Source organism: Marinomonas sp. GJ51-14 (assembly GCF_055808695.1).
Genome location: NZ_CM147879.1, coordinates 1,953,916 through 1,973,479, shown reverse-complemented (window position 1 = coordinate 1,973,479; position 19,564 = coordinate 1,953,916). Strand labels below are relative to the sequence as shown.

General features: G+C 43.4%; 14 protein-coding genes. 3 read left to right on the top strand and 11 right to left on the bottom strand.

Annotated features, from left to right (window positions below):
• Nucleotides 1-89: 89 nt before the first annotated feature.
• Nucleotides 90-1,271: a murein transglycosylase domain-containing protein gene (locus tag AC0L3Y_RS09510; protein WP_473461332.1), complete on the top strand. Its 1,182-nt coding sequence runs from the start codon at nt 90-92 to the stop codon at nt 1,269-1,271.
• Nucleotides 1,272-1,483: 212 nt separating this feature from the next.
• On the opposite strand, the gene AC0L3Y_RS09505 is transcribed toward AC0L3Y_RS09510, so the two are convergent.
• Together AC0L3Y_RS09505 and AC0L3Y_RS09500 are read right to left on the bottom strand one after the other, a co-directional pair.
• Entirely contained in the window at nt 1,484-2,866 is a 1,383-nt protein-coding gene (locus tag AC0L3Y_RS09505; protein ID WP_473461327.1) for an ATP-binding response regulator, read from the bottom strand.
• 382 nt (nt 2,867-3,248) lie between these two features.
• Entirely contained in the window at nt 3,249-3,878 is a 630-nt protein-coding gene (locus AC0L3Y_RS09500; protein ID WP_473461323.1) for a response regulator, read from the bottom strand.
• A gap of 487 nt (nt 3,879-4,365) precedes the next feature.
• Between AC0L3Y_RS09500 and AC0L3Y_RS09495 the strand changes: the two genes are divergently transcribed.
• Together AC0L3Y_RS09495 and AC0L3Y_RS09490 are read left to right on the top strand one after the other, a co-directional pair.
• Nucleotides 4,366-6,072, top strand: a complete 1,707-nt coding sequence (locus AC0L3Y_RS09495; protein ID WP_473461320.1) for a ShlB/FhaC/HecB family hemolysin secretion/activation protein — start codon at nt 4,366-4,368, stop codon at nt 6,070-6,072.
• A 12-nt stretch (nt 6,073-6,084) separates the two neighbouring features.
• Nucleotides 6,085-10,914, top strand: a complete 4,830-nt coding sequence (locus AC0L3Y_RS09490; RefSeq protein ID WP_473461315.1) for a YDG domain-containing protein — start codon at nt 6,085-6,087, stop codon at nt 10,912-10,914.
• Between the two features lie 20 nt (nt 10,915-10,934).
• Here AC0L3Y_RS09490 and AC0L3Y_RS09485 read toward each other — a convergent pair whose 3' ends face one another.
• Genes AC0L3Y_RS09485 through AC0L3Y_RS09445 form a run of 9 tightly spaced genes read right to left on the bottom strand, consistent with a single transcriptional unit; the run spans nt 10,935 to nt 19,529 of the window.
• Nucleotides 10,935-11,699: a cobalt-precorrin 5A hydrolase gene (locus AC0L3Y_RS09485; protein ID WP_473461310.1), complete on the bottom strand. Its 765-nt coding sequence runs from the start codon at nt 11,697-11,699 to the stop codon at nt 10,935-10,937.
• Nucleotides 11,696-12,436 (bottom strand): precorrin-2 C(20)-methyltransferase, encoded by a 741-nt coding sequence (gene cobI / locus AC0L3Y_RS09480; RefSeq protein ID WP_473461307.1) that lies wholly within the window; start codon nt 12,434-12,436, stop codon nt 11,696-11,698. Before cobI ends, AC0L3Y_RS09485 begins: the two co-directional genes overlap by 4 nt.
• The gene (gene cbiE / locus AC0L3Y_RS09475) at nt 12,436-13,776 is read right to left on the bottom strand and encodes a precorrin-6y C5,15-methyltransferase (decarboxylating) subunit CbiE (RefSeq protein ID WP_473461302.1); all 1,341 of its coding nucleotides are present in this window, start codon (nt 13,774-13,776) and stop codon (nt 12,436-12,438) included. Before cbiE ends, cobI begins: the two co-directional genes overlap by 1 nt.
• A gap of 17 nt (nt 13,777-13,793) precedes the next feature.
• Nucleotides 13,794-14,447 (bottom strand): precorrin-8X methylmutase, encoded by a 654-nt coding sequence (locus AC0L3Y_RS09470; RefSeq protein ID WP_473461297.1) that lies wholly within the window; start codon nt 14,445-14,447, stop codon nt 13,794-13,796.
• Complete coding sequence (locus tag AC0L3Y_RS09465) at nt 14,444-15,271, bottom strand: precorrin-6A/cobalt-precorrin-6A reductase (protein WP_473461292.1); 828 nt, start codon at nt 15,269-15,271, stop codon at nt 14,444-14,446. The genes AC0L3Y_RS09470 and AC0L3Y_RS09465 overlap by 4 nt, the downstream gene beginning before the upstream one ends.
• On the bottom strand, nt 15,268-16,395 hold the full coding sequence (locus tag AC0L3Y_RS09460; RefSeq protein ID WP_473461287.1) for a cobalt-precorrin-5B (C(1))-methyltransferase: 1,128 nt from the start codon (nt 16,393-16,395) through the stop codon (nt 15,268-15,270). Before AC0L3Y_RS09460 ends, AC0L3Y_RS09465 begins: the two co-directional genes overlap by 4 nt.
• A gap of 2 nt (nt 16,396-16,397) precedes the next feature.
• Nucleotides 16,398-17,768: a cobyrinate a,c-diamide synthase gene (locus AC0L3Y_RS09455; RefSeq protein ID WP_473461282.1), complete on the bottom strand. Its 1,371-nt coding sequence runs from the start codon at nt 17,766-17,768 to the stop codon at nt 16,398-16,400.
• Entirely contained in the window at nt 17,765-18,463 is a 699-nt protein-coding gene (locus AC0L3Y_RS09450; protein WP_473461278.1) for a vWA domain-containing protein, read from the bottom strand. The genes AC0L3Y_RS09455 and AC0L3Y_RS09450 overlap by 4 nt, the downstream gene beginning before the upstream one ends.
• The gene (locus AC0L3Y_RS09445; protein WP_473461273.1) at nt 18,411-19,529 is read right to left on the bottom strand and encodes a magnesium chelatase ATPase subunit I; all 1,119 of its coding nucleotides are present in this window, start codon (nt 19,527-19,529) and stop codon (nt 18,411-18,413) included. Before AC0L3Y_RS09445 ends, AC0L3Y_RS09450 begins: the two co-directional genes overlap by 53 nt.
• Nucleotides 19,530-19,564: the final 35 nt, after the last annotated feature.

The window sequence follows — 19,564 nt, the reverse complement described above, 5'->3', positions numbered from 1 at the left end:
CCTCCTCTTCTTTCCCCCATAGATTATTGTTCTGATATAATTTCGCCCTTACACATTTCATACAATTATTTCAGTGAGTAATGGATTAGATGCTAAATAATACCTCTCGACTATTTGCCTTTATCTTCGTGTGCTCTTTGTCTTTGACTCTCAGTGGCTGTCAATCTCTCTTATCATTTGATTCTGTTGACTCCGTTGAACAACTATCCGATCAAATAAAAAATGCAGATGATGTTAAAGATATCAAAGCCATTGCCAAGCAAGCTAAAATCAGTAGAGATCTGATCCGCGCGGATATTAAAGCCATCCAAGCCTTATACAAAAATCTTGACCAAGAAGTGAATCAGAAATGGGGTAAAAACAATAGCGCACTACCTGACAAAAAAACCTATGTAAAATACGTCAATAACTACCAAGCACGAACCATTGTAGACTTTGATAAGGGGTCAGTGCGGGTTGAAAGTTTAGCAGCAAGCGACCCTCTAGCTGCACTCAAAGATGCAGTAAAAACCACACTACTCACTACTGCAGACCCAAGCAAAACGGACATATTCTCCAGTTCTGCACCAAATACCGAAGGCGTTCCTTTTTTATACCCACAGGTTATTGACCATGATGGAAAAGTCGTTCAATACGCTTGGCGTGCCGGACGCTATGCGGAATATTTGGTGAATAACAAACTAAAGAAAAGCCAAGAAAATGGCAAAACCGTCTATGCCGTTGAATTTGATCTTGTTGAGCAACATCAGCATCTTCGCCAAGAAAAATACAGTGAGTATGTCATTGCCGCGGCAAATCGATACAACCTAGAACCAGCACTTATTTATGGCATCATTGAAACCGAAAGCTCATTTAACCCTTATGCCGTCAGCCCAGCCAATGCCTATGGTCTAATGCAAGTAGTACCCGCCACAGCAGGCAAAGACGTTTACAACCTGATAAAGAAACGATCAGACGAACCAACCAAAGAAACCCTTTTCCAACCTGAAAATAACATCGACATCGGCAGCGCTTATTTGTACATATTACAAACGCGATACCTAGTGAAAGTGACAAACAAATTAAGTCAGGAATACTCGATGATTTCCGCCTATAACGGCGGAACAGGCAACGTACTAAAAACCTTTGATAGCGACAGAACCATTGCAATGGAAAAGCTCAATCAAAACTCCGCAAGCAGCGTTTATCAAAAATTGAGATACGATCACCCTCGCTCTGAATCTCAGTATTACCTAGAAAAAGTGACAAAAGCCAAAAAGAACTATGAATAATGGTAGTTGTTCTTTTAGTAAAAAATATGAAACACAAAACCCTTCCCCTAGAACACAGTATTACAGAGAATATAGAAACCAAAAATTGATGAAAACATCAGGCTTTCTGTTGTTTCCGATGGCAGGAAGAAAATAAGGTGCGATGATTCAATAGGATTAAATCCGCTTTAACTAGGCTATTTATATAGTGACCTTTTTACACCTTAAAGAGGTTATCTATCCTGGTTAGACTTAAGTAGACGAGACATGAGTATTCTAAGTTGAGCTGGTTTAATAGGCTTATGCAAAGCAATGAGGTTACTTTCAGCAATTTCTTGCACTACTGATTTCCCAGTGTCACCTGTGATAATAATTGCGGGGATGTCATCTCCAATGATAGATTTTATTTTTAAAGTAACTTGGCAACCATTCATAGCCCCAGGCATTCGGTAATCGGATAAAATTATATCTGGTTTTTCTCCTGCTAAGATATGATCCAACGCGTCTTCGGTCGACGTAGCAGCAATAAACTTACAGCCCCATTGGGTTATTAGGGCTTCCATGGCACCAATAATATCAACTTCGTTCTCTATCAGCATCACATTAAGTCCCGTTAACAATGATGCATGCGGACTCTCAGATGATTCTGTTGGAAGTTCCTCTAGAAGTTGGTCGCTTTTAGGTACATATATAATAAACTCTGAACCTTCACCCACGGTTGAACTTACTTCGACTTTATGATCGAGCAAATTTAATATCCTCTTCACTATTGCCAGCCCTAAGCCTAAACCTTTTTGGCGATCTCGTTCGGGGTTATGCAATTGAAAAAACTCACTAAAGACATCCTCCAGTCTTTCTTGAGGAATACCAATACCAGTATCTTTAATATGAATAGCTATATGTCCATCGGAACACTCTGTAGTAAAAACATGAACATAACCCTTTTGTGTATATCTAACTGCATTGACCAATAAGTTAATAAGTACACGTTCTAATAAAGCCGAATCGCTATAAACAAGATGATTTATCTGCTCTAGATTAAACTCAATGCCCTTTTGTTGCGCATCTATTTCAAACTGACGACTCAGCATTTGCAGTGTATGACCTATATTAAAAGTCGTTTTATTCTCTTCCACCACATCGGCATCCAGTCTAGATATGTCAAAAAGGATATCCAGCAATGAGTTTAAGGAATTTAACCCTCGATGAATGTTTTCCAGTTCTTCAAGCTGTTCCGGTTCGCTAATCTTTTGCTTTAATACTTCATAAAACAAGTTAACGGCATGCAATGGTTGACGTAAATCATGACTGGTTGCCGCCAAGAAACGCGACTTTTCTTTATTGGCTGTATTCGCTTTTTCGGTTTGTTCTTTTAGGTCAACAATCAAGTCAAGATTCTCATATTTAAGTTTTAAAGAATTATGAATAACTCTCGACAAATTGAGACTAAAAGTAAAAGAAGCCAATACATATGCTGTGAGACCAAAACTCATCCACAAATAAAAGCTTTGCTCTTGAATAAACATATTAATAATGAGCGGTGCAGTAATAGGAATAACAAATGCACTAAAAGTAATGGGGCGAGATGAAAGTGACGCTAGACTACCAGCGATCATACACACGAAAGCCAGAATAATAAAAGCGACATTTTGTAGCTTTTCAGGATCAAAAAAATCAGTCCAGCAGAGCCCCATATTGACCCCGTTATAAAAACCATCATGGTTTGAACTTTACTAAAAGAAATGATTTTTTGATAAGACGCGGTGACTAAATTTAATGTGCGATAATGTAAATATCTAATAAAAGCGAATATATACATAACACTGAGCCAAAGCATACAAGATGTAGAGTATTCTTCGCTCCATAGAACAATAGCCACAAGCAAACATCCACAAAGATTACCCAGTAATGTAGCAGGGGTATTTTCATAGATAATAATAGCTTTATCTACTTCAATCTTTTCGTGGTACATAGTTAATGCCTTCTTAAAAGAGATTATTAATCTAGACCTAATTGATGAGCTTTATTAATGGCTTCAGTTCTACTTTTAACATCAAGTACCTTAAAAATCGCACTAAGATGAGATTTAACAGTAGCAAGACTAACAAATAACTGATCAGCAATTTCTTGATTGGACAACCCCTGTTTGATTAACCAAATTACTTCTAACTGTCGTTTTGTGAGGTTATGTTTATCTGCCCAGTCAGTACTTTGCAGTTCACGTGTCATCTTATACACAGTAGAGTCTTCGCTTGGGAACACCAGTTCTCCATTTAATACTCTGGAAATAGTATCAAGTATTTGAGTACTAGAAGAAGCTTTGGAAATAAAGCTCAAAGCACCAAGCTCTTTTGCTTTACGAATATCTTCAGGGGCTTTGGACGCAGTGACAACAATTATTGGTACTAAACAGCCAGCATCATTAGCTGCTTCCAGCAGACGAAAACCATCTAAAACTGGTAAGCGTAAATCAATTAGCGCTACATCAAAATCACTTCCTATGAGTTTTTTTAAAGCATTCTCACCATCATTAACACATTCAACATTATTAACAAGGTCAGATGTCATTAGAATGGATTTAAGCCCATCTAAAAACATTTGATGATCATCAACTAGTAAAATTTCCATGCGCTACGGCCTAATTATTGTTAACCAAAAAACTGAATTTAGTGTGAAAAATCATACCATGATTGTTTATTATTTGTGCCTGTTTTTTTAGAAATAGATTAGAAACTCAGTGTCACACTTATGTTGTTTAAATTTAAAGTTACCCAATTAATTTAATTTAAAAAAAACCAATCAACCAGATGTCATTTCATACTTTCGGTTGATAGCAATCCTTACCTCAAACCCTACAATTACATTATTTAAACTACGGGAAATGTTTATTTCATAAACATTTTAGTTAATACAGATAGAAAGGCGTAAGAACACTTACATCTTTTATATAAAATCAGCGTGACAAAAATGCTAAGTTTAATCGGTTCATCAAATTTTCTCCCATTACTAAAAAAAACCCCTCCCTTATAACCACTAACCTAATAAAAACAGCGTTTTTTTTAGTCTTACATTTGCTCCGATACACCTCGTTCACGCTGCAGATGCTGGCTCACTTTTGCTTGAACAACAACAAAATAAAACCACTCCTGACCTACCACTACCGACTGAAGAAAAAAACAAAAACAGTCAATCGACAGACTTTATAGACGAAACAGCTGAAGATACAAACCAAACCGTTATTATTCAAAATCTTCTTTTTTCTGGCAAAAAGGAGCTTCTTTCTGAAAACTTTCGAACCCAATTGATTACAAGTGTAAAAGGCAACCCCCTTGGTATTGAAGGTATTATTCGACTAACAAATAACATCACGACACACTTACAGCAACAAGGTCATCTTCTAGCGTATGCATCGCTTCCGCGTCAAGACATCACAGAAGGCACGGTAACCATTAACATTATGGATGGTTACCTGTCTAGGGTTCAACTCGACTACACTAACCAAGAATACACCACCATCATGAAAGCCTTATTCAAAGAGGCTAGATTTGATCGTAGTTCATCGGTTCGCGCAAAAAAAGAGAGATTGACCAGTATCATCACTGATCATATTTCAAAAGATAACGTTATAAAATCCGATCTAGAAGAAGCCCTTTTACGCATCAATGATCATCCGGGCGTCATCGCAAAATCTCGACTGACTCAAGGGAAAGAAGCCAACACAAGTGATCTGATTATTGAGGTAAAACAACAACCCGTTTTTACTGCCTCCACTTCAGTCGATAATTTTGGTTCCTACAGCACAGGCAAAGAGCAAGTTCGAGCAGAAACCTCCATCACAGACAAAACCGGCTATGGCGATGTGACGCAATTTTCACTAGTGGCGTCCGAAGGGCAGACATTCGCAAAAGGCGTTTTTAGCCTTCCTATTAAGGCAAGTGATTTTACCGCAAAAGCCGGCTACAGCTTTCTTGATTATCAAAACATCGATGATACTGGTCGCCTCTTCAAACTAGAAGGCTATGCTAATTTTTTGACTCTTGGAGTCGATTACAACTTTATCCGTAGTCGCAATGCCAATGTTCGCTTTAACGGCAATTTAAATGTCAAAACATTTGTCGACGACAGTACCCTAGGCTATTTACAAGATAAGCAATCCCTTTCCACTACATTTGGAGTCAGCGCTGATACTCGCGATGCTTTTATGGGGGGAGGTGCAACCTATTTATCAGCTAACTGGACCTACGGTGACCTTGACCTTTCTGGTGTAGCATCCGCATTAGAAACTGACCAACAAAGCTTAAAAACTAATGGTCAATTCCAACACATTAATATTAGCCTTGCACGAGTACAAAACTTACCTAACGCCTTTTCCTTATTTAGTCGAATGTATGGTCAGTGGGCAAACAAAAATCTCGACAGCTCAGAAGGTTTTGCTTTAGGTGGACCGACTGGCATTCGTGGTTGGCCTGTGGGTGAAGCCAGTGGTGATATGGGCACATTAGGCTCTATAGAGTTACGCTATGACGTCCCTCTGTCCGCATCTCTAGGGAAAATACAACTCGCCACCTTTATTGATTCTGGACACATCTGGCTCAATCAAGATGCATCCAGCGTGAGCAACACCAACGCTTGTGATTGCAATGATTACAGCCTGACCAGTGCTGGCGTTTCGGCCCGTTGGGACAATCGCTACTTTACGCTCCTTGCAAGCTATGCCCAAGGCTTGGGTGACAACCCAGGACGCACAGAAGACACCAATCTCAACACAGACAGTACGGATGACAACTACCAAGTGTGGCTATCCGCCACAGCAAGATTCTAAGAGGACAACGCCATGAACAATATCTATAAAGTGATTTTTTCTCCGGCGCTTGGTTGCATGATTGCGGTGTCTGAATGTGCTAAAAATAAAGGTAAAACGACAAAAAGCAAAAAAGGCACTCATCGTATTTTGGCGCCACTGACCATTTTATCTGGATTGATGTCCTTCCCTCTTTTTGCCAGTGAGTTACCAACCCGCGCCTCTGTCGTGTCTGGCTCGGCGTCTATCGTCTCCGATGGCAGCGCCATGACGGTGAATCAATCAAGCAACACCTTGATTACCAATTGGCAAAGCTTCTCTATCGGTGCGGATAATTCGGTGACCTTTAATCAACCAACGTCTACGTCTATCGCGCTTAACCGTGTGGTCGGTCAAGACACCAGCCAGATTTTGGGTAACTTAAACGCCAACGGTCAGGTGTTTTTATTAAACCCGAACGGCATCATCATTGGCACCAGCGGCAGTGTTCAAACCGGTGCGTTTGTCGCTTCGACGTTAGACATGAGTAATGACGATTTCCTTGCGGGGAATTATAGTTTTTCGGGTTCAGAAGGTTCCATTGTCAATAACGGCAATGTGTCGGGCGCGGTTGTCGCGTTAATCGCACCGTCTGTGACCAATGGCGAAACAGGCACTATCAATGGTGATGCCGCCCTCTCTGCTGGTACGGATGTGTTATTGGACTTTGATGGCGATGGCTTGATTTCAATTGAGGTTCAAGGCTCTACCGTATCAACATTAGTTGATAACCAAGGCTTAATTCAAGCCGATGGTGGTTTAGTAGTTTTATCCGCTCAAGGTGCATCCGATGTATTAAAAGGAGTGGTTAACAATACAGGCACTATTCAAGCCAATACTCTTGCCAGCAAGAACGGTCGTATTTATTTACTGGCTGACATGGAAAATGGTGAAATCAACGCCGAAGGCGCACTGGAAGCGAACTTTGTTGAAACCTCAGCGGCGACTTTAAACATAAACGAAAATTTAACCGTCAACACCAACGGCGGCGAATGGTTAATTGACCCAGTCAATATCACCATAGACGACAGCAAAGCCACCGCCATAGAAACCGCATTGACCACAGGCAATGTCACCGTCTCTACAGCAGATGGTGTTACTTGGGCGGGTGAAACCAACGGCACAGGTACAGACGAAGGCAACATCATCGTCAACTCTTCTATCGACTGGTCAAGCAACACCCTTACCTTACGTGCCGATCACGACATCACGATTAATGCAGAGCTAACCAGTACAGGCTCTACAGCCAACGACGGCTTGGTATTGCAATACGCACAAACCACTTCCACAGGTGATTACAGCATTAATGCACCGGTTAACCTTGCAGCAGGCAGTTTATTTCAAACCAAGAAAGGCACTGATGCTGCCATCACTTACACCGTTATCACCGACCTTGGTGCAGAAGGCTCCACCACAGGTACAGATTTACAAGGTATCAATGGAGACCTTGATGGCAATTACGTACTGGGTGCCAACATAGACGCCAGTAATACAGCAAATTGGAATAGTGACGCTGGATTTGACCCGCTTGGAAATAGCAGCTCAAAATTTACCGGAATATTTGATGGACTAGGACATACCGTTTCAGACCTCACCATAAATAGACCTTCTACCGATAATATCGGTTTATTTGGCTATATCAAGGGCGCAATGATTCAAAATGTCGGTTTAATTAATGTAGACATCACAGGTGATGCTCAGGTCGGCGGGCTAGTGGGTTATAACTATTCAAGTACCATTTCCAACAGCTACGCCACGGGCAGTGTATCAGGTGAGAACAATGTCGGCGGGCTAGTGGGTTATAACTATTCAAGTACCATTTCCAACAGCTATGCCAAGGGAAGTGTGTCAGGTGATTATTATGTCGGCGGACTAGTGGGTCTGAATCAAACTTCAAGTACAATTACCAACAGCTACGCCACGGGCAGTGTATCAGGCACTTCCTCTGTCGGCGGGCTAGCGGGTTTTAACTCTTCAAGTACCATTTCGAACAGCTACGCCACGGGCAATGTATCAGGCGCTTCCTATGTCGGCGGACTAGTGGGTTTTAATAGCGAGAGTACCGTTTCGAACAGTTATGCCTCAGGCAGTGTTTCCGGCACGACTTATGTCGGCGGGCTAGTGGGTTCAAACTCCTCCAGTACGATTTCAAATAGCTTTTACGACAGCGATACCACAGGTCAATCTGATACCGGAAAAGGGACTGGTATTTCGACTGCTGAGGCCTTAACCGAATCCGCTTATGTTGGTTTTGACTTTGATGATGTCTGGTTCATGATCGAAGGCTCCACTCGTCCATTTTTACAATCAGAATACTCCACCACCATCACCAACACCCATCAGCTTCAGCTTATGACGATGGATTTAAGCGCTGATTATACATTGTCTTATGATATTGATTTTGGCGATACCTTTACCGACAGCAGCCAATCTGACATGTGGGCAACCCGCTATGACAGTGTTACAGATACCTATACAGGTTCAGGGTTTGACCCGATTGGAGATGGTAGTACACCATTTACCGGAATATTTGATGGCCTAGGACATACGATTTCGAGCCTCACTATTGATAGAGACGCCACTAACTATGTGGGTTTATTTGGTTATACAAGTGGCGCGACGATACGAAATGTGGGCTTAATCGATACAAACATATCTGGTATTTTTAATGTCGGTGGGTTACTGGGTTATAACTTTGGTGGCAGTATTTCAAATAGCTACGCCACAGGTAGCGTATCAGGTAGGGAAGGCGTTGGTGGGCTAGTGGGTTATAACAATGAATCAAGTACAATTTCGAATAGTTATGCTACAGCTAGAGTGTCAAACAATGTCGCTTCAGCTAGTTATAGTCTCGGCGGTCTAGTGGGTTATAACAGTGAATCAAGTGCAGTTTCAAATAGTTACGCCACAGGTAATGTATCAGGTATTGAATATGTCGGCGGACTAGTGGGATTTAACACACTCTCAGGCACAATTTCCAATAGTTACGCCACAGGTAATGTATCTGCTAGCACAAATGTCGGTGGGCTAGTAGGCAGACATGGAGGAGGAAGCGTATCGAATAGTTACGCTACAGGCAGCGTATCTGGCACTACTCTAGTTGGTGGTCTAGTGGGTAATAAATACTCAAGTGCTGCCATCTCCAATAGCTATTACGATAGCGATACCACAGGTCAATCTGATACAGGTAAAGGCGTTGGGTTAACCACCGCTGAAATGCAAAACCCTTTCACTTTTATTGGTGATACTGCTGGGACTGGATGGGATTTTGCTACGGTCTGGGGGAAATCTTCCACTGATGAAAACAACGGTTACATGATGCTGAACTGGCAAAGTGCGTCTTTCTATGACGACTATGTTCAGCTGTCAGGCAATACCAGTACAACCTACGGTCAACTTGCTGATGTATCTGATATTTCTGTTTCTGGTTTAGGAATAGGTAATGTCACACTAACTTGGGGGGATGATATTATCGCCACCACCAATGTTGGTACCTATGCTTATAGTGATACAGATGTTTTAGATATCAGCACATCCAGTTCTGATGGTGTCTATGTGGATTATGGAACAGACATGCTGACCATTAATCAGGCCAGCATTACCCTTTCTGTCGCAGACATTACAAAAACCTACGATGGAACACTCGATGCAGCAGGAACGGCAAATGTCAGTTCCGGTACTTTATTTGGAATAGATAGTTTAAGCGGTGGTAGTTTTTCTTTTACCGATAAAAATGCAGGAACAGGTAAAACGGTTACTGTTGCAGACATTACCATTGACGATGGTAATAACGGCGATAACTATGCAATCACTTACCTCGATAACACCACAAGTACCATCAATCAAGCGACGATCACTTCTATTACAGGCATTACCGCGTCGGATAAAACCTACGATGGTACGACAACGGCAACCTTAGATACAGACAGTGCATCTTTTACCGGCATGATTGCTGGCGACGTATTGGGTGTTGATTCTGGGGTTGGAAGCTTTGATGATAAAAATGCCGGTACAGACAAGACCGTCAATATTTCAGGGTTAGGACTAAGTGGCACAGATGCAGGTAACTATATTCTTGCAGACACAAGCGCTTCGACTACCGCTGATATAAATCAAGCTTCTCTTTCTGTGACAGGCATTACGGCCGAAGATAAAACTTACGATGGCACAACCCTAGCAACGTTAGATACGGGCAGTGTGTCTTTAGTCGGTATGATTGCAGGGGATGATTTAGCGCTGATTTCTTCATCCATTTCTGGCGCTTTCTTAGATAAAAATGCAGGCACAGATAAAACTGTGACAGTTTCTGGGTTAGCGTTAAGTGGCACTGGTGCTAATAACTATGTTGTCTCAGAAACATCAGTAACGACCCTTGCTGATATTTCTCAGGCCAGTATTTCTTCAGTCACCGGCATTACCGCTAACAACAAAACCTACGATGGCACGACAACCGCTACACTCAACACAGCCAATGCAAACTTCATTGGCATGATTTCAGGCGATGCCTTAAGTGTAGCGCAAGCCTCGGCTTCTTTTAGTAGCAACAGTATTGGAACCAATAAAACAGTGTTTATTTCTGGATTAACGCTGGGTGGAGCCGATGCTGGTAATTATATTCTGGCTGACACTAACGCAACAGATACCGCCAATATTTTTTCTATCAATATCCCTCCCATTCTGCCACTGGTAGAGAATCCGGATGAACTCCTCATGTTTTCGTCTTCATCCAACATATTAAATAGCCCACAAGAGTTGGTGAAATTAAATCCTATAGATACAGAGAATATGGATATGTCTTCGTTCTTAATGTGGGATGAAATTTGACGTATCTTACATAAGACACATCAACCTTTCACTACAAACCCTCTAGCAATCGCTACGGTCGCTTTGGAGTTTTTGATTTTATTCAATACTAGCTCAGGTTCTGAACCTGTCTCATTTTGTGCTGCAAGCAAAGCTGCGGATTCAGCGACGCCGTAGACACCCACTATTTTGAAGATGTAGTCAGATTTTGTGCTGAGTAATGACTCCATTGGCGCCAGTTCTTGGGCGCTGTAGGAATTGAAGTCCCAATGATATTTTTGAGCCAATGCAATCAGGTTAGTTTCGTCGGCTTTGATATCAATACTGTTTAAAGATTGAATGTCACTTGGCATTAGGCCCTTTTGATTAAGCGCATCGAGCATAAGGCTTTCAATAAATTCTAACGGACAATCTCGTTCGCATCCCATTCCCAAGGTGTAAATGGGGTTCAGATAAGGTTTCGCTGTGGTCATAACCAGTTGCGCGCCAAGATGGTCTGCTACTTGAGCGCCCCATTCATTTGCACCGCCTTCGTGACCAGATAAAAGCGGAATTACGAACTTACCTTCTTCATCTAATACCAAAACAGGCGGATCTTGATACTTGTCTTGAATAACAGGGGCTAGGGTTCGCATCACGATGCCCGTGGCGCAAATGAACACCAAACCATCGCCTTGTTTAAAAGCCATTTGTACAAACTCAGCAAAAGGTTGAGGCTTATAATGTAAGCTTCCTTTCGGCCATTCAGCTTGTAATCGTTCGCCCAGTTTTTTTCCTGCTGGCGTTAACGCGACAATGCGTATCACCGTGTGCCTCGCTCGCTTTTGGTCACCACAAACAGAGAAAAATACGGGCCAGCTTTGTCTTCCAAAGTCGATACATCTTGCACGATACGTTCATTATCTCGACCTATGTACTCTAGATATTTTGCATCTTGCATACGGTTGGTTTTACGCAAGGCAGTTAGGATTCTCGGACGCGCTCGACCCGCTTTCATGATCACCACGCTGTCGTGTTGCTCCAATGCTGTATCAATTTGCAACGCCGAATGGCGACCACTGACCACTGCGAAAGACTCTTTTAATACCGTCAAAGGGTGATTCAAGGCAGAAGATGCCGCGTTAATAGATGACACGCCGGGAACCACTTGGCACTGAAAGTCACCTTCAAGACGTTCTAATAAATAGGCAAAAGAGCCAAAGAATAATGGATCACCTTCACATAGAAACACCACGTCTTTGCCTTCTTCAAGCTCTTTGGCGATGGCTTTAGCACCATTATCGTAAGCTTGGTTGGCAAGGGAACGATCTGTCGACATAGGCATCACAATAGCAATCTCGTTTTGCGTATGCGTCACACCTGCAAAGGCTTCGCTGGCAATGTTTTTTGCTTGGGAGCCTCCTTCATCATTGGCAAGGTAACTCACCACGCTGGCACGCTGAATCAAGCGCAGGGCTTTTAATGTAATCAATTCTGGATCACCGGGGCCAACGCCTACGCCAATGAATCGGCCGTGGGTGGCTTTTGTCTCTGTCACGCTCATTATGCGGTGCCCTTATTCATCTCTATCAAATCTTTCTCTGAATGCTTTTTAAAATGGAACAGTGTCACGGGCAAACTCGGACGATAAAGCCGTTGCCCTGCTAAACGCTCACCTTTGGCAATCGACACTTGCAAGCTTTGTTCATCTGCATCCTTCTCAGCTTCTCTGCTTTGTGCGAACTGTATGATTTGGTATTTGGTATCCTCGGTGACAGCACTTACCATCAAACTGCCGCCTACTGGTAGCAGGTTCCAAATTTGCGTCATTAACGCACTTAATTCACCATCACTGCCGCCAATAAAGACCTTGTCTGGTACGTCACCTTGCGATAACAAATCCACCAGCACATCAGGTGCTCGCCCAGCGACAATTGACAAATTCTGCACGACACCGAAACGCTTTTGGTTCGCCGTTAAACAAGCTAAACGTTCAGGATGGTGCTCAATGGCGACAATTCGACTGCGCGGATGCCAATAAGCCAATTCCACACTCACTCCACCGCAACCTGCGCCGATGTCCCAAACCGTGTCACCATCGTCTATGTTCATATAAGACAAAATCGCCAAGCGAACTTCTCGCTTAGTGATCATGCCTTTTCCGTCGCCTTTGTCTGTCACAAAGGAAGCATCTGGAATACCCGGTGCTGTCGGGTAAAAACTCGATTGCTGGTGAGTTCTTACAACAATGACATTGAGCGGATCGAAAGCTAATTCGTTATTTATCAATTCGTCCGTCGTAAAACTGCGTACTTTTTCTTGCTCGTAACCTAATGCTTCGCAAATGATAATCTCGCTTTCATTCAATCCAGCCGCCACACATTCTTGGGCAATATTCTGCGGCTGACTATATTGGTCCGTAAGCAAAACTAAAGTCTGATTCGCTTTTAAATAACGGCGTAAGCTCACTAAAGGACGACCATGAAGGCTGACTACTTGGACATTTTGTAAAGACAAACCAAGACGATGACACGCCACTTGGATACTAGACACATTAGGGTAAAAACAAAGCTGCTCTGCAGAAAAGGTACGTATTAACCACGCTCCAATGCCGTAATACAAAGGATCACCAGAGGCGAGCACGACTACTTGCTTAGCACCTTGCTTATGCCAAGTTAAAAATTCACCTTCAAGCTGCTTTAGCTTGGGCAAATCACAAACCTTACCATTATGGGCATAAGTCAAAATGGTTTGCTGCTGACGAGGTGAACCCAGCACGATATCCTTCTCAGACAGACTGGCTAAAGCGGCTTGAGCAGACGCATCTAGGTTCGCCTGTTCGTTTACACCAAGACCAATGACATGAATTTTTAAGCCATTTTCATTCACGATCGTTGTTTTCATGGCAATCACTTTCATACTCAATAGTACTCGCCCAGATTACAACGCAATAAGGCATTACAGCTAGCAGATGTCACCGCGCTGCCGCCCATTCTACCCAGTAAAGTAATACATTCGATGCCGAGTTTTTCGTGAACTTGCCAAAGGGCGTCTTTTGATTCCGCTGCACCAACAAAACCCACTGGCATGCCGATAATCAAAGCCGGTTTCGGCGCACCCTGTTCTATCATTTCCAATAAGCGAAACAAAGCCGTTGGCGCATTGCCAATCAATACCACACTGCCAGCCAGATCTTCTTGCCATAGACTTAGCGCGGCCATGGATCGAGTTTCACCTTTGCTTTTTGCAAGCTCGGCTGTACGTGGATCATTTAGAAAACACAAAGGCTCACGCTCTATCATGCGTTTGGTAACCCCCTGTTTCACCATTTCCACGTCGCATAAAATAGCGCATTGATTTGCTAATGCGTCTCGACCCGATTGCGTCGCACTGGCACTGAATCGAACTTGCTCTGCCACATCAGGCAAACCTAGGCTGTGAACGACACGCATAGTGACCTGCTGCTGATCTTGGCTCAAACTCGACAAGTCAGTAAGCTGACGAATTTGACGAAAGCTGTCGTGTTCGATGGCTTGTGGATTGTTTTCGTATTGATATTTATCTGAAGAAGTCACTGTTGGCTGTCTTTTGGTTGTTGATCAATTTGTTGTTGATCTAAAGGTTGATTCTTAGAATGAGTACTGCCCCACGCTGCTAAACAGGCTTGTAAGCAATCTTGTGTGTCACTGAATTCTCTGTCTGCTTTTGGCAGAATGGGTCGGCTGTGCAGCAATGCGGGAATCGACAATGCTCGTGCCGCTTCCAGTTTGGAATAGGTTGCTGAACCACCGCTGTTCTTGCTGACGATAATGTCTATTTGTTGATCTAGTAATAACTGACGTTCGTCTTCTAGGGCAAAAGGACCAATGGCTTTTATCCATTCAATGCCATCTGACATAGAAAATTTCGGAGCCACCGCGGTTCGCCATACGACACGTTCAACGCTCGGCAACTGGATGATTTTTTCAAGTAAGTCTTCACTCATCTGACCTGCACTTAATAATGGCACTCGATAACCATCAAGTTGCGTTAGTAAGTCTGAATCTGAGTGATATTCAGACCAAATATCGCCTTGTTGCACTTGCCAAGCGGGACGGTGAAAACGCCAGCAAGGAATGCCGACTTCCTTTGCCGCATTGACGGCTTTTGTGCTCATAGTTTGCGCATAAGGATGGGTGACATCGAGAATCGCTACGATACTGTTCTCACGTAAATACGCAGTCAAACCACCAAATTGAGTAAAGCCACCAACCACCAATTCGCAGTCTATTTTTGGCACTCGAACCAAGCCAGCCAAACTGTAAACCACTCTCATTTTACTTTGGAAGGTTCCAGCTTGATGAAGCGAATCGGCTAAACGTCGAGCGTCGGCAGTGCCACCGAGCAATAGTATTTTCACGCTTTTGACTCCGTCACATCAAACGCTTTGCCCACGAAAAAACCTTTACGATCAATTGCCCAGACTTCTAACTCGATATGATCAGGTATGTATTTTCTGACGAATTCTAGTGCTTGCTGACAAACTGCATCCGCTAGTTCCAGGTCTTCTTTCTGAGCAAAGGATAATGCTTCGACACTGGTGTTAGCGTTACACATGGCCTCTTGCAATGTTTCGCTCGCACCAAGGCTAGCAGCAAGTTGCGCTAATGCATTGAGATCAATACTGGAAACTCGGCTGTTTAAATCCATGTGTTGTTGCGCCAGCTTACTGATTTTCCCAAAGCCGCCACAAATACTTAATTTTTTCAGTTGTTTTTCAGTCTGCTGCTCGACTTTCTTGACGTGTTTTAGCACTGCACCAACGAAATCACCCATTTCAATCAAGGCCATATCATCCAGTTGGTAATGATTTTTTATCGCTTCTTCACTGCTGTTGCCTGTGGTCGCGGCAATGTGAGTAATACCATTAGCACGCGCCACATCAATACCTTGGTGAATCGACGCAATGTACGCTGCACAAGAAAAGGGGCGAACAATGCCGGTGGTGCCCAAAATAGACAAACCACCTAGAATACCTAAGCGTGGGTTCATGGTTTTTTGCGCAATTTGTTCCCCATTGATGACGCCAACCGAAACGTCAAAACCGCCTTGGTATTGGTAAATATGAGCAAAACCTTCTAAATGCTCCGTCATCATTTTTCGTGGAACAGGATTGATAGCAGGTTCGCCAACATCTAACAATAAGCCTGTACGAGTGACTGTGCCCACGCCTTCTGCGGCATGGAATCGTATTCCCTGTTTTGGAGATAAACGAAGCTCAACAAATAACCTAGCCCCATGGGTCGCATCTGGATCATCTCCCGCGTCTTTAATAGTGGCTGTTTTCATACCGCGATCAATGAGCTGATAATCAATAATGGGTAAATCCACGACCTTACCTTTCGGTAGCGTGACACTAACAGTCGCATCTTGTTGTTGAGCAAAAAGTGCTTGAGCCGCCGCCACGCAACAGGCTGTTGCGCAAGTTCCGGTGGTTAATCCTGACCTTAATGGTGCAGGTGATTCAGCACTTTCAGGCCACATGGCTATAAATTCTCACCAGAAAAAAGCTTAGCCGTAGCTTCTAGGTTAGATGGAAAAAACAGATGCAAATAGCTCGCTGTTAAACCTTTTTGTTGGTAAATCGCTTCGCCAGGAGCTGGGTGTCGCTGACGACGACCGTGACCAACAGGTTCTGGTGTGTTCGCACTACGTGATCTATGATGAGCGTGACCACGAATCTCCCCTTGGGGAAGGACCGCAGTTTGCATCCCTTGGCAACCGCGTTTACCACGCATAGCACCCTGACCTTCTAAAATCCCTAACATGGGATAACAATCATCATTCAAGTCAGTCAAATCTCCTAAGCTATAAAGCATGCCACCACATTCTGCCAAAATGCTTTTCCCTGTTTGGTAAAACTCTTGAATAGCTTGGCGCATGGATACATTTTCAGACAAAGCTTTCGCGTGTAATTCTGGATAACCACCCGGCAACCAAAGTGCATCCGCTTCAGGTAGTGAATGGTCGTTTAGTGGCGAGAAAAAAACGATTTTTGCCCCTATACTTTTCAGAGCAATAATATTTGCATCGTAAATAAAACTAAACGCTGCGTCTTTTGCTACTGCGATCGTTTTGCCTGACAGGCTTTGTTCTATTTCTGTCGTAATGTCTGCTTTACTCTCTGCATCTTTTTTAACCGGAGAAAAAACAACCGCTTTAGGCAGCTCCAACAAACCCGTATCACGGGTTTCTTTTAACCATTCAACGGCGGCATCAAAACGGGTTTCTAGCTCGTCTTTCACTTCAGCCGCTTGCACCAAACCCAAATGACGCTCAGGAAGCGTGATGGCTTCATCACGTTTTAGCGTTGCCAATAAAGGTAAACTTTCTGGTAAGGCGTCTCGAATCAATTCAGCATGACGTTCACTGCCACACCGGTTCGCAATAAGACCTGCCACTTGAACATCATCACGAAAGTTCGCCAATCCTGTTGCTAAAGCCGCAGCGGTTTGTGCCATGCCTTTTACGTCCATAACAATTGCCATCGGAATACCAAAACGTGCGGCTAAATCAGCACTAGAAGGATCACCGTCAAACATGCCCATTGCCCCTTCAACTAAAATCAAATCCGCCTCGTTTGCCGCTTGATAGAGTTTGTCTTGGCAGTAATCTTCTCCCGCCATCCAGATATCAAGTTGTTCAACAGGTTGTTTAGAAGCTTGAGCAAGAATTTGTGGATCAAGATAATCCGGCCCAGTTTTGAAAACTCGAACCACTTTACCCTGCTGAGTAAAATAACGAGCTAAGGCCGCAGTTATGGTGGTTTTACCTTGATTTGAAGCAGGTGCTGTCAGAAATAAAGCAGGACAGCTAACAGGGCTACCATCGACAAGGTTATAGTTACTAGCAGTCATAAAGCAGTCTCTAGAAGCGAATTTAATGGCATATAATGTGCGCCCAAATGTTGAGCAATATCTTGACCTCGACCACGTTTAATCGGTGTATTTTCAATGTCGATTAATACTGTGTGACCCAATAATTCAAGGTCTGAAACGTCGGCTTGTGTCCGTCCGTCCGTCAATATGTAAGTTTGGCTGTGCAAGCCAGTATTGCCTTTATGCTGTTGTGCCAAATAGTCACAGGCATTTTCAATCGCAATACGAAACGGTGTCCCGCCACCCGCACCGAGATTATCCAGTAATTCTGAAATCTCTTTTGGCGCTCGTACTCTTGGTAAAATCGAAGAAACGCCATCTTGGCCAAAACCTAGAATCGCAATCTGCTCACGGGCAATATAAGCTCTATTGGCAATGTCTAAAATTACACCTTTGGCTTTGGCAAACACTCCTTGGTTTAGTGTAGAGGCAGACGTGTCTAACAGGATTAAATGCAGTATTGCTTGGCCTGTTTTAACGGCTTTGTGAGTTAAGCTTTTCGGCGGCCATTCTTGCGGTTGGTTGATAATACTACGAAACCAATCAATACCGCTTCCTGATTGAGTAGTATCAGGACGATAACCACCATGCTGCTTACCTTTATGCTTTCCCGGCGCTATCTCACTCAAACGATTCGTCATTGCAGCCGTTTTTTTCATTTTGTAAGGCGACATGAATAGGAGCCGACGTTTTTTGGGGTTGTGGTGACATACTTCCCCAATCACCTTCACTTTTTTCTGGTTCGGTCATCTCTTTACTATCAACTTCTTGATTATCTCTTTGTTGATTTTGCTGGTTACTTTCAGGACGAGATTGTTCTGGTCGGCGAGAAGGTGGCGTTGGCGGTGAAGCTGGTTGTATTTTGGTTTGTCGGCGGTGAGCCAATACAAGCTCTTCAACCGATTTAATATCGTCTATTGTCACCTGTTTAGCACCGCGCCATGCGGCATGTGCAATAGCGGAACGAATCCAAACGATATCGCCACGTACACCATCAATGTTTGCAGTATGACAACGTGTTGCCACTTCCATTCGTAATGCATCTGGGCAGCTTATTTCACTCAACGCGTTGCGAGCCAAACGAATGCTATTCTTTAAATTTCGTTGTTTGTATTTAAAAGCTTCACAGAAGAATTGTGGATCTTGATCGAATTCGTCTCGAAGTCGCACAATTTGCACTCGCTCCTCAAGACTGTATTGATTGCTAAGTTCGACCATCAAGCCGAAACGATCTTGCAGTTGTGGGCGCAATTCCCCTTCATCAGGGTTCATGGTGCCAATCAGTAGAAAACGAGCTTGATGTTCATGACTGATGCCGTCTCGTTCAACGCGATTTACCCCACTAGCTGCAACGTCCAGAAGCTGATCCACAAGATGATCAGCAAGTAAATTCACTTCATCAACATACAAAACACCGCCATTGGCTCTACTTAACAGACCGGGCTTAAAAGCGACTTGCTTGTCTTGCAGGACTTGCTCAAGATCCAAAGCACCGAGTAGACGGTCTTCACTGGTACCAAGTGGCAATGTAGCGAAAGGAGCTAGCTCTTCATCATTTAACAATGCAGGCATGACACCAGACAACCCACGAGCCAGGGTAGATTTAGCTGAACCGCGAGGTCCACTAATCAACACACCTCCAATTTGTGGGTTAATCGCGCATAGAATCAGCGCCAGTTTAAGTGGCTCTTGCCCAGCTACTGCAGTAAAAGGAAAGTTACTATAGGCGAGACTAGTCATGAAATTACCTGTGCAATGGTTAAAGTCTGAAAACA

Excerpts from the sequence above, each read along its gene's own strand:
- AC0L3Y_RS09510 (WP_473461332.1), top strand. The coding sequence starts at position 90 with ATGCTAAATAATACCTCTCGACTATTTGCCTTTATCTTCGTGTGCTCT.
- AC0L3Y_RS09505 (WP_473461327.1), bottom strand. The coding sequence starts at position 2,866 with ATGATCGCTGGTAGTCTAGCGTCACTTTCATCTCGCCCCATTACTTTT.
- AC0L3Y_RS09500 (WP_473461323.1), bottom strand. The coding sequence starts at position 3,878 with ATGGAAATTTTACTAGTTGATGATCATCAAATGTTTTTAGATGGGCTT.
- AC0L3Y_RS09490 (WP_473461315.1), top strand. The coding sequence starts at position 6,085 with ATGAACAATATCTATAAAGTGATTTTTTCTCCGGCGCTTGGTTGCATG.
- cobI (WP_473461307.1), bottom strand. The coding sequence starts at position 12,436 with ATGAGCGTGACAGAGACAAAAGCCACCCACGGCCGATTCATTGGCGTA.
- cbiE (WP_473461302.1), bottom strand. The coding sequence starts at position 13,776 with ATGAAAACAACGATCGTGAATGAAAATGGCTTAAAAATTCATGTCATT.
- AC0L3Y_RS09460 (WP_473461287.1), bottom strand. The coding sequence starts at position 16,395 with ATGTGGCCTGAAAGTGCTGAATCACCTGCACCATTAAGGTCAGGATTA.
- AC0L3Y_RS09455 (WP_473461282.1), bottom strand. The coding sequence starts at position 17,768 with ATGACTGCTAGTAACTATAACCTTGTCGATGGTAGCCCTGTTAGCTGT.
- AC0L3Y_RS09450 (WP_473461278.1), bottom strand. The coding sequence starts at position 18,463 with ATGTCGCCTTACAAAATGAAAAAAACGGCTGCAATGACGAATCGTTTG.
- AC0L3Y_RS09445 (WP_473461273.1), bottom strand. The coding sequence starts at position 19,529 with ATGACTAGTCTCGCCTATAGTAACTTTCCTTTTACTGCAGTAGCTGGG.